General features: G+C 45.6%; 10 protein-coding genes. 5 read left to right on the forward strand and 5 right to left on the reverse strand.

Annotation, left to right across the window (positions count from 1 at the left end; all coding sequences use genetic code 11):
* The first annotated feature begins 71 nt into the window (after positions 1 to 71).
* A complete protein-coding gene (locus C7B77_RS02210) occupies positions 72 to 1,574 on the forward strand; it encodes an amidase (protein ID WP_106299887.1) in 1,503 nt (500 codons plus the stop codon).
* 19 nt (positions 1,575 to 1,593) lie between these two features.
* On the opposite strand, the gene C7B77_RS02215 is transcribed toward C7B77_RS02210, so the two are convergent.
* Positions 1,594 to 2,211: a cytochrome b N-terminal domain-containing protein gene (locus C7B77_RS02215; RefSeq protein WP_106299889.1), complete on the reverse strand. Its 618-nt coding sequence runs from the start codon at positions 2,209 to 2,211 to the stop codon at positions 1,594 to 1,596.
* Positions 2,212 to 2,223: 12 nt separating this feature from the next.
* Positions 2,224 to 2,709 carry a cytochrome b6-f complex subunit IV gene (petD, locus tag C7B77_RS02220; protein ID WP_106299891.1) on the reverse strand — a complete coding sequence of 162 codons (486 nt, stop codon included), beginning with the start codon at positions 2,707 to 2,709 and terminating at the stop codon, positions 2,224 to 2,226.
* Here petD and C7B77_RS31300 point away from each other — a divergent pair.
* Positions 2,708 to 2,833: a hypothetical protein gene (locus tag C7B77_RS31300; RefSeq protein ID WP_281261325.1), complete on the forward strand. Its 126-nt coding sequence runs from the start codon at positions 2,708 to 2,710 to the stop codon at positions 2,831 to 2,833. The genes petD and C7B77_RS31300 overlap by 2 nt on opposite strands.
* 68 nt (positions 2,834 to 2,901) lie before the next feature.
* Entirely contained in the window at positions 2,902 to 3,096 is a 195-nt protein-coding gene (locus C7B77_RS02225) for a hypothetical protein (protein WP_106299893.1), read from the forward strand.
* Between the two features lie 48 nt (positions 3,097 to 3,144).
* On the opposite strand, the gene C7B77_RS02230 is transcribed toward C7B77_RS02225, so the two are convergent.
* Positions 3,145 to 3,474 (reverse strand): winged helix-turn-helix transcriptional regulator, encoded by a 330-nt coding sequence (locus C7B77_RS02230; protein ID WP_106299903.1) that lies wholly within the window; start codon positions 3,472 to 3,474, stop codon positions 3,145 to 3,147.
* Between the two features lie 463 nt (positions 3,475 to 3,937).
* Here C7B77_RS02230 and C7B77_RS02235 point away from each other — a divergent pair, with 463 nt between their 5' ends.
* Complete coding sequence (locus C7B77_RS02235; RefSeq protein WP_106299895.1) at positions 3,938 to 5,710, forward strand: ABC transporter ATP-binding protein; 1,773 nt, start codon at positions 3,938 to 3,940, stop codon at positions 5,708 to 5,710.
* A gap of 105 nt (positions 5,711 to 5,815) precedes the next feature.
* Here C7B77_RS02235 and C7B77_RS02240 read toward each other — a convergent pair whose 3' ends face one another.
* Positions 5,816 to 6,166 carry a single-stranded DNA-binding protein gene (locus C7B77_RS02240; protein ID WP_015162712.1) on the reverse strand — a complete coding sequence of 117 codons (351 nt, stop codon included), beginning with the start codon at positions 6,164 to 6,166 and terminating at the stop codon, positions 5,816 to 5,818.
* A 178-nt stretch (positions 6,167 to 6,344) separates the two neighbouring features.
* Positions 6,345 to 7,457: a DNA replication/repair protein RecF gene (gene recF, locus C7B77_RS02245; protein ID WP_106299897.1), complete on the reverse strand. Its 1,113-nt coding sequence runs from the start codon at positions 7,455 to 7,457 to the stop codon at positions 6,345 to 6,347.
* A 707-nt stretch (positions 7,458 to 8,164) separates the two neighbouring features.
* On the opposite strand from recF, the gene C7B77_RS02250 reads away from it, so the two are divergent.
* On the forward strand, positions 8,165 to 11,576 hold a 3,412-nt coding region (locus tag C7B77_RS02250; RefSeq protein ID WP_146138150.1), incomplete at its 3' end, for a non-ribosomal peptide synthetase.

Genomic DNA, 11,576 nt, shown 5'->3' on the forward strand with positions numbered 1-11,576 from the left:
AAAAATTAGTTAATATTGTTAACTAATTTTTGATATAATGAACTCAATAACACACGAGGTAAAATCGATCGATGAGTGATTTAGTGTTTTTGCCCGCTCATCAATTGGCGCAGATGATTCGCGATCGCCAAGTTTCAGCGGCAGAAGTTGTCGATGCACATCTGGCTCAAATTGTCAAATATAACTCGCAGCTAAACGCGATTTGCACCCCGGACGAACGGGCGGCTCGCAACGCAGCTCGGCAAGCAGATGAAGCATTAGCTCGCGGCGAAAATTGGGGTGCGTTACATGGGGTACCGATTACCGTCAAAGACGTGTTTGCAACGGCGGGACTGCTAACGACAGCAGGATCGCTGTCTCTAAAAGACTATGTTCCCCAACAAGATGCCACCGCAGTCGCTCGGCTGAAATCGGCAGGCGCGATCGTCCTGGGCAAAACAAATATCGGCGATCTCGCAGGCGGTTATCAGGGACTCAATGATGTTTTTCCCCGCGTTAATAACCCCTGGAATCTGGAGTACACGCCGGGGGGAACTTCTAGCGGCGGTGCAGCGGCGATCGCGGCGGGACTCTCCCCGATCGATCTGTGTTCCGATTTGGGTGGCTCGATCCGCCAACCCGCTCATTTTTGCGGCATTTATGGCTTCAAACCAACCGACAGGCTCGTACCAACGACTGGGCATATTCCTGAAGTCCCAGGCGCACCGCGTTGTCTGCGGCAAATGCTGACGGTGGGTACTTTAGCCCGCTCGATCGAGGATTTAAGTCTGTGCTTGCAAATTATCGCAGGTGCCGATCGATCGCAACCCGATATTCCATCCGTTCCACTGGAGCGCGCGATCGATAAACCACGAGAGAATTTACGCATTGCCTGGGTAGATGAATGGGCAAACTATCCAGTTGCTGCCGAGATTAAATCCGCCATGCGTTCGGTTGCCACCAAGCTGACAGGAGTGGGTATTGCCGTTGAGGAGTGGGTTCCCGATTTCGATTTTCCGGCTGCATGGCAAACCTATTACGAGCTAGTAACCTACAATCTCGTCTATGCTCGATCGCTAACCATGGCCGATCTTCGCCAGAATTTGGCTTTTTTATGGCGAGACTCTAGTCAAGGCGATCGCGAATTTCGCAAGCTGGGTAATCTGGCAAAGATTGGAGTGCCGATTTCTCTCAATCCGACGCTCAAAGGCTATTTTGAAACGCTCACACAGCGAGATCGCTTTACCACCCAGATGGATGCAGCGTTGAGCCAGTGGGATGTGTGGCTGTGTCCGGTAGCGATGACACCAGCATTTACCCATCGCGATCGCGGTGCGGCAGTTCGGGTTGACGATCGCCATGTCCCCTATTCGATGGCTTCGGGGGCTTATCTGGTAACATTCAATCTGACTGGGCATCCGGTAGTTGTCATCCCTATCGGTCAAACTGAGAGTGGATTGCCGATCGGGATGCAAATTGTAGGAAAACGCTGGCAGGATCTGAATTTATTAGCGATCGCGCGGGAACTCGATTCGGCGTTGCCGACGCTACGCGATCGAGTAGTTGGCAATTTTCAGCAACCAACAGGTTATTGAATATGAGGTTAATAACTCATTAGCTTGGTGGATCGAGTTCGGGTGCGATCGCTGTCTCGATTTCTTGTTCTTGAACGGATAAACCCGCCAGATGGAAAATCGATAACCCGATCGCGACGATCGACAAAATGTAACTGTGTAAAGTGTAAAGGTGAACGACCGTTTCGGTAGAAATCGCCTCACCACCAGTCAGAATGGTGCTCAGAGTCGGGCCGATCAGCGGGATGGCGGAGATCGTCCCCAGCTCGATTTTAAACCGCCAGAAGCCCTGCTGCGACCAGTCGAGAATCATCGATGTCCATCCCAAACCTACAGCATTGAGCGTTAATAAAATCCCACTCACCCAAGCGACGATCCACGCTGGGCGAAATTGCTCGCCAAAAAACATCACGATGATTTGAATTAATGCCAAGATCGTAAAGCCATTTCCGGCTAAGTGATGTACGGTGAGGATCAACCAGCCAAAATTAATGCGGGTATCGATCTCTTTGAGTGAACTATAAGCAGCACCAGCACTCGGCTCGTAGTAAAACGCCAGCAGCAATCCCGAAATCGCCGCTGTAAGTACGAGCGAGAGAATAGACACAGCAATGATGGTAGCTAGTTGTTGCAGCCTAACGGTAGTATCTTTTATCATCGGTTCGACCTCCTAAAACAGACCTAGTGAAAACGCATCTTCGATCGGCAACCGCGCGCCAAAGCCCAGCCACAGCGTCACGATCGTACTGAATGAAAAAATCGCGATCGAGACCCCCCGCCGCAAGCGCGGATCGAACCGCACGAGATTTTCAATGATGGGCAACAGTAACAATCCGGTGGCAAATGCCACCATCGTTACAATCCCGACAATTTTGTAGGGAATCAGCCGCACGAGCTGATATACCGGGAGCAGATACCACTCTGGCAGCAGATGTTCGGGTGTTGCAAACGGATCGGCAGGATCGTTCATGGCAACTGGATTTAGCACGGCTAAACCGATGCACAGCGCGACGGTGCCCAATCCCACTGTCGGAAACAGATACAAGAAATTATTCAACCACGCCCACCGACGGCGACCCGTGCGGTTTGGAATCGTAAGTTCGGGAGTCAACGGGAGATCGGTCTTATCGGTAGATTGTCGATCGAGTTGGGTCATGATTTACTCCTGCTTTGAGATTAGTCTGTGGCAGTGTCGCACGATTGCAGATCTGCAAGTCTTGGTCTTGCTAAAATTTAGCCGATCGAACCGATCGCAGTCGATCGGCATGACAGCATATTGAGATCGTTAATATTTATTATCCAACATTGACAAGAAAAGCATGACAACCATATTGGGTAGATAGATGGGGTGTCGCGGACAATTTCTCGCGAAAACTACACCGTCGATCGTGCCGTTAAAGAATTGAGCGCATTGCTCGCCAATCCCAGCTATGCAGCTAGAGCCGCAGCAGTTGGTCGGATCGTCAATGCTGAGGATGGCGTGAGTCTGACCTGTGAGACGATTTTGTCCAGACTGGCTACCCCAGCAAAGATCGGGTCGTAAGCGGTCGATCGATTTTCAAAAATTTACAGGCGATCGAGTCAAGTATGATTAACTATTTATCCGCTGTAAATGCTCCTTGCCCCAATCGCAAAGAGGAGTTAGCACGGGAATAATCGTAGTGCCATAATCTGAAAATGAATACTCAACTTTAAGCGGTACTGTCGATCGAACATTTCGCACGATAATTTCATCTTTTTCGAGTTCGCGCAACTGCTGCATTAACATTTTTTCGGTGATGTCGGGAATCGATCGTTTGAGTTCGCTAAACCGTTTTGGTTCGTCTTTTAAATACCACAAAATTAACAGTTTCCATTTACCTCCTAACACCTTGAGAGTGGTTTGGACGAACACAGTACCTGTAGGTTGTTCTAATTGCAATGCTTTTCTCCTTAATAACACTTACAAAAAAGTAAGTACTTTCCAAATCGCAATTGGAAGCTATACCGTAGTAGTTAAGTGAAATAACCAATTAATATCATGCCATCATTAACAGGAAAAGTCGCTATTGTCACCGCTTTGTCGTGGCGTAGCGGACGTGCGTTGGCGTAGCCTCATTCGAGAAATACGAGCCGAAACCCAGCTCTCCTGGCATTTTGGGGTCAGTAGTATCGAAGAAGACCAACATACTTTTCGATTTATCCCTGTCTTGTTGCACTAAACCCTCAGCAAAGCCGAGGAGCGCGCAACGCTTTACCTCTTACCCTTGACCCCTGTTGATAAGATTAAATTATCACCATAAGTACGAGAGAGCCTACGCAACTTGACTCGCTCCCCGGCAACCTAATTCATTTGCAGGCGGCAGGCACTACCATAAGATAGAGTGCAAAATTTAGATCGACGCATGAAAAGTAACCTTCATCCGCTACAAAGATTATTAAATTATGGGCGGCAATATCGCGGACAAACATGGCAAGCTGCAATTTCATCAGTATTTAATAAGCTCTGCGATGTTGCGCCAGAAATTTTAATCGGGATTGCGGTCGATGTTGTTGTCAAAAAGCAAGACTCATTTCTCGCGACGTTAGGGATTCAGAATGTCGAACAGCAGTTAATAATTTTAACGATTATTACTGTAGTAGTTTGGGTGCTAGAATCTCTGTCTCAGTATATCTACACCAATCTCTGGCGCAATCTTTCTCAAAAAATCCAACACAATCTCCGACTCGATGCTTACGGTCACATCCAGCAATTAGAATTAGCGTATTTTGAAAATCAGAGTACGGGAAATTTGATGGGAATTTTGGGCGATGATATCAATCAGCTAGAAAGATTTTTGGATGTCGGGGCAAATGAAATCATTCAAGTGCTAACCAATGCGATCGTAATTGGCGGCGTATTTTTCGTGCTGGCTCCTGGCTTGGCTTGGTGGTCGATATTGCCAATTCCGATTATTATTATCGGCTCGATTTGGTTCCAAAAAAAGCTAGCACCTTATTATGCTAACGTTCGCGAAAAAGTTGGCTTGTTAAACGGTCGGCTGGCTAATAATTTGGGTGGAATTACGACCATCAAAAGTTTTACCACCGAAGCTTACGAACTCGATCGAGTCCGCGCCGATAGCGAAGCCTATCGTCAGAGCAATCGGCGCGCGATCGCAGTCAGTGCGGCATTCGTACCGTTAATTCGGATGGCAGTTTTATTCAGCTTCACCATGACGCTATTACTGGGCGGAATTGCGGCTGTCAACGGTCAATTGGGAGTCGGTACTTATAGTATCCTCATCTATCTCACGCAACGCTTATTATGGCCGCTGACACGCTTGGGTGAGACATTAGATCTCTATCAACGCGGGATGGCTTCGACCAATCGGGTGATGGATTTATTAGATACACCGATCGCGATCGATTCTGGAACTCTAGCTTTACCACACGTTCGGGGCGAAATCGAGCTAAAAAATGTCACTTTTGCTTATCCAGATCGCTCGACTGTCGTCAAAGAGTTATCGTTAAAAATTCCCGCCGGACAAACGATCGCGATCGTCGGGGCGACAGGTTCGGGTAAAAGTACATTAGTAAAACTCTTATTACGACTCTATGAAATTCAGTCGGGAGAGATTACTTTAGATGGAATTAATATTCACAATTTACATTTGGTAGACTTACGGAGATCGATCGGATTAGTCAGCCAAGATGTATTTTTATTCCACGGTTCCGTGCGCGAAAATATCGCTTATGGTACTCCCGATGCCACCCTAGATGAGGTTATCGCTGCGGCTCAAATTGCCGAAGCTGATGAATTTATCGATCTCTTACCTGCTGGTTACGACACCATTGTCGGCGAACGCGGACAAAAATTATCAGGCGGACAACGCCAACGCATCGCCATCGCACGAGCGGTTCTTAAAAATCCACCGATCTTAATTCTCGATGAAGCCACTTCGGCGGTAGATAATGAAACCGAAGCCGCCATCCAAAGATCTTTAGACAAGATTACACTCGATCGCACTACAATTGCGATCGCTCATCGTCTCTCAACCATCCGCAATGCCCATCGGATCTATGTCATGGAACGCGGACAATTAGTTGAAGCTGGCACTCATGAAGAATTACTCGCCGAGCACGGCATCTATGCGGGACTGTGGAATATCCAACAAAATGCCAAAGTTCCTGCTTGAGCGATTGTCGATCTAGAAGCGATCGTCAAAAATACCCCTACAATTAATTCTGTAGGGGCGATACTCGATTTTGTTCTCTAGGGTTCAAACCCTAGCAATCGTGCTCTATGTGTAGTCTGGCAGTGCCTCAGCACTGTCTCTCTTCGAGCCAAGTAGCTCCAGAGTATCAACCTTAATTACGGGACGAGAGCGTTCGGTGCCTGTCGCTTTATCCGTCCAAGTTTCGACTTCTAAAGAACCTTTGACGCCGATTTGACTGCCTTTTTTAGCGTAGTTTCTGGCAATTTCAGCAGTTTTACCCCAAATCTTGAGATTGAACCAGTCAGGCTGATCTTGGTTTTTGCTACGACGATTGACAGCTAGGGTAAGGGTACAGAGCTGAGTGCCAGATTCAAAATATTTCATTTCTGGATCGCCACCAACTCTACCCACTAGATGAACGACATTTAGGCTCATAGTAAATATAGTAGTTATGTACCTTATTGTAGCTCAAAATGGCGATCGACGTAAGCACAACTTTACCAGATGTTGCAAGGGGACAGCAGATGAGAAAAGGAAGCTTGCATTCAAACTTTCTATCCACTACTACTACCCTCTACCCTCTACCCTCTACTCTCTACCCCTTACCCACATTTCAAACCCGAACGATCTCACCCAAGCGAACTTGCAAAATCTGTGATGAGTCCAACCATTTGGCATCGAAGGCACCTAAATGAGTAGTTGTAATTAAAGTTTGAAATCGATCTTCAATAACGCTTAGAAGTTGATTTTGGCGCGTCAGATCGAGTTCTGCTAAAACATCATCGAGAAGCAATAATGGTGGTTCGCCGACGATTTGTTCGATTAGTTCTAGTTCGGCTAATTTAAGGGCTAAAACCAGAGTCCGTTGCTGTCCTTGCGAACCATAAGCTTTGGCTGGGGTGTCATTAATAGTTAATTCTATTTCATCTCGATGCGGGCCGACTAAAGTGTTGCCCAAGCTTTGTTCGGCGATATTACGGAGGGCTAATCGATCGAGAAATCCTTGATAAATTGCTTCGGGTGTATTTTCGATCGCCGCGACATTAGGGGCATAAGTAATTGTCAAGATTTCGGTGTTTTTACTAATTTTAGTGTGCCAGGTTCTGGCGATCGGGGCTAACCTGTCGATGATACGCATCCGGCGGCGGATGACCTTAGTACCAGTGACGATCAATTGATGATTCCAAGATTCTAATTCTGCTGGATCTAGGCTACGATGTTCTGCCTGTTTGAGCAAACTATTCCGTTGTTTTAAGATCCGCTGATATTCATGTAAAATATGGGCGTATACTGGCTCGATCTGAAATAGTAAGGCGTCAATCCAATGTCTGCGAGTTTCGGGATTGCCCCTCACTAAATCTAAATCTAATGCCGAAAATTCGACCGCATTTAAGACGCCCAGAAAGTCTAATTGCCGCTTGAGATTTTCGCGATTGATTATTGCAGTGCGCCTACCTTTATCGCGCAATAATAAAGCTAAATCGATCGAGCCATGTTTTCGCGTTAATTGGGCAGTAATTTTACTTTCAGATTCCCCAGCTAATACCAAATCTCGATCGCGAGATACGCGATGACTTTTGAGTGTTGATAATAATTCTACAGCTTCTAAGAGATTCGATTTCCCTTGAGCATTATCTCCTAATAAGATAGTTTTGGGTGCAGAAAAAACTATTTCCTGTTCCCGATAATTCCGAAAATTTCGCAGATGGAGACGATTCAAATACACGGGTTAAGTAGGTGAGTGCAATTATATATACAATATCCTGTAGGGATGGTTATCCGATCGCAGATCGAACAGTCGGAAAGTTTAATAGTAAATCGCTGGGAACCGCCGAAATATTAGATCGTGCAGACCTTAATGTAACAGCAATCGATCGGATCTGAGAATTAAGTCAATCCAGCGATCTCTAGTTAAATTTTAGACATTCAAATAAAATAGTACAATAGTATTATTACCAAGGTAAGAGCAGGCGTGTCTGCCCAACCGTGATAGGTTGTAAAAATTGTTAATTTAGCGATTTTAACCGTTAAATATGGTATAGATGTGTCAGGCAGCCAGCCTTTACCCTGTCTTGTTGCGCGCTCGTCGGGAAACCCGACGAGCGCGCAACGCTTTCCCCCAATAAACAAGTCTTGCTTATCATCATAACTGCTGGAGAGCCGGAGTTTCGATCGTCAATTATAGTACGCTCTGTTTGTTTACAGCACAGGCTGCATTAGCAACAGAGATGCGATCTTTCCAGATGAATGATGGTTTACGATCTCAGGCATCTATTAAAGTTAAAGATTGCACACAACTACTAAATCTAAATTTACGCGATCGCGATTGATAACGATCGTGTATTTAGTTCCTCATAGATACAATCGATCGAAATTCACTGCCGACTTTTGTTAATAGCATAACCCCCTCGATTTCCTACACCCCCGATTTCCATGTCAGAACAATCAGATCGGAGAATTGCGCTACTGTCTCCAACCCAGTTTGCTCTGTCGGAGCACAAAATTGCGCTTGAAAATCAAGTTGCTGAAAAATATAGTATTTTAAGATTCAGCGATCGTGGATATGTGCGTCTATCTTTTGCACAACAAAGACTGTGGTTTTTGAGTTTGCTAAATCTAGGAAATTCTATTTGTAATCGTCCTGCAAATATTCACTTAAAAGGGCAATTAGATGTTCGGATTCTAGAAAAATGTCTCAACGAAATTATCCATCGCCATCAAGTTATCCGTAGTAATTTCGTGTCGGTAGGCGGACATCCAGAAGTAGCGATCGTTCCCAAATATCATCTATCTCTAAATCTGACCGATTTAAGTTCGATGGCGATCGCCGATCGAGAAAATAATCTCCAAAAATTATTACACCAATTCGCGCGCTACCAGTTTGACTTAGAGCGAGATTTCCTCATGCAAGTAGGCTTAGTAAAAATACAAGCCGACGAGCACATGTTATTACTCACATTTCACCGCGCTATCTTTGATGACTGCTCGATGGAAGTTTTATCGAACGAAATAACAATCCTTTACGACGCTTTTAGTCAAGATAAAATCTCACCCTTATTAGATTTAGAAATTCAATACTCAGATTTCGCTAATTGGCAAATCGATCGATTAGAACATCCTAGTTATCGATCGAAACTGGATTATTGGAAAAAGCAGTTAGGTGGAGAATTACCGTTATTATCACTACCACTCGATCGTCCGCGTCCACCGATGCAGACTTTCCAAGGAGCACGTTATACTCATGCTATTTCGTTAGAGTTAACTACTGCCATAAAACAGTTTAGTCAACGCGAGCAGACTACTTTGTTTATGACTCTGTTAGCGGTCTATCAAGTATTACTCTATCGATATTCTGGACAAACAGATATCATTGTGGGTACGCCAATTTCCGGACGCGATCGACTGGATGTAGAGCATCTAATTGGGGTATTTACTAATCTACTAGCATTAAGATCGAAATTTACAGCAGATGACAGTTTTCGCTCGGTTTTAGCTCGGGTACGCCAAGTCGCGCTAGCAGCTTACGAGCATCAAGAAATGCCGTTTGAGAAATTAGTTGAAGAACTGCATTTAGAGAGAAACTTAAGCTATTCGCCTCTATTTCAAACGATATTTCAACTCAGACAGCCCTCAAAAGTTTGGCAAACTGATACAGGTCTATACTTACAGCAAAATCAGACCGAAAGCGGCACGATCGACGTCGATCTTTATCTAGATATTGTGGAAACACCTACTGGATTAGTTTGTAATTTTGAATATAATACTAATCTATTCGATCGAGCGACGATCGAACGCATGGCAAGACATTTTGAGGCTTTACTCAATGGTATCCTAGTTAATCCAGATAAATCGATTTCTGAGATTGGATTATTTAGTGAATCCGAACGCCAGGAATTAGCCGCTTGCCGCAATCGAATCTCGCCAAAGCGTAACTTTAATAACCTTACTAAATCCGAGATTCAGCAATCGATCGCTACCCGCTTTCAAAAACAGGTAAAGCAGTATCCCGATCGCTTGGCAGTTATCGCAAACAACGAGCAGTGGACTTACCGACAATTGGATCGAGAAGCCAATTCAATCGCTACAGAACTAATTAAATATACTCAACCCACACAAATTAGAGTTGCACTCTTATTCGATCGTAATGCACCAGCGATCGCCGCTATTTTGGCGGTATTAAAGATCGGTCTAGTCTACGTACCACTAGATAGCAGTTATCCACGTTCGAGATTGGCTTATATGTTGGCAGATGCGATGGTAACTGTCCTATTAACCGATAATACTAATCTAGAGCTGGCTCGATCTTTAGTCGATCGACAAGTACAGATCGTCAATATCGACGATCTCGATCGAGACCGAGAAATTGAGGCGATCGATCTCGAAATAGCAGCCGATACGATTGCTTACTTACTATATACCTCTGGCTCTACAGGTCAGCCCAAGGGAGTCATTCAAACTCATCGCAACGTCCTACATTTTATTAGAAATTACACTAATAATTTACATATTAATTGTGAAGATCGCTTGACATTGTTAGCCCCATTTAGTTCCGATGCCACAGTTATCGATTTGTTTGGTGGCTTGTTAAATGGTGCGACTTTGTGCATGTTCGATCTCAAACAAGCAGGATTGGTAAATTTTTCACAGTGGTTGCGATCTCAAGCAATTACGATCTACCATTCTACGCCCACAGTCTACCGCTATGCGATCGAGGCGACGAGAGATCGCCTCGATTTGGCTCAAATTAGAGCAGTGGTTTTGGGCGGCGAACTCGCAGTCAAACAAGATGTCGAATTATATCGAGAATATTTTGACGATCGCTGTCTATTTGTGAATGGTTTGGGCTGTACCGAATCTTCTTTCCATCTGCAATATTTAATCGATAAAGAGACAATAACCGCCCAAAATAATGTCTCAGTGGGCTATCCGTTCGACGATACTGAAATTCTGCTCCTGAGTAGCGACGGTAAGTTGACCGATATTATGGGCGAAATAGCCGTCAGAAGCCCCCATCTGGCTTTAGGTTATTGGCGACAACCCGAATTGACTCAATCCGTATTTCTGCCCGATCCTGATGGCACCGAGCGCAGGATCTATCGCACGGGGGATTGGGGCTATTTGCGTACCGATGGTAGTTTAGAATGCCTGGGTCGCAAAGATTCACAAGTCAAGATTCGCGGATTTCGGGTCGAACTTGGCGAAATCGAAGCAGTTTTGAGTCAACATCCCGATGTACTACAGACGATCGCGATCGCGAGAGAAAATGGTAATGGCGATAAAAGTCTTATTGCTTACGTCGTCCCCAAAAATCCCACCACCTTCATCTCGCGCGAACTACGCCAATTCCTTACCCAAAAATTACCCAGTTACAGCATCCCTGCCCGCTTTGTCGTCTTAGCTGAGTTACCGCTGACTCCCAATGGTAAAATCGATCGCCGCGCCCTCCCCGCACTAGACTCGCACAGCGACACACTAGAACGCGCCTACGTAAAGCCCTGCGACGAACTAGAACTCCAACTCACCACAATTTGGGAACGGGTTTTGGGCATCCACCAGGTAGGAATCGAAGATAACTTCTTCGACTTGGGTGGCAACTCCTTAATGACGGTCAAAATTGTGGCCGAGATCGAGCGAGAATTAGCCAAACGTCTGGCTGTAGCCACACTTTTTCAAGCCCAAACCATCAAGCAATTAGCCATCATCCTGCGCCAAGAGCGATACACTGCGGGCTGGAACTCGCTAGTGCCGCTCCAAGCCAAGGGTACCAAGCCGCCGCTATTCCTAATTCATCCCTGTAGTGGGGAAGTGTCGATTTACCGGAGCCTGTGCGTACATATGGGCGTGG

It is taken from the genome of Chamaesiphon polymorphus CCALA 037 (assembly GCF_003003845.1).
Lineage (GTDB): Bacteria > Cyanobacteriota > Cyanobacteriia > Cyanobacteriales > Chamaesiphonaceae > Chamaesiphon > Chamaesiphon polymorphus.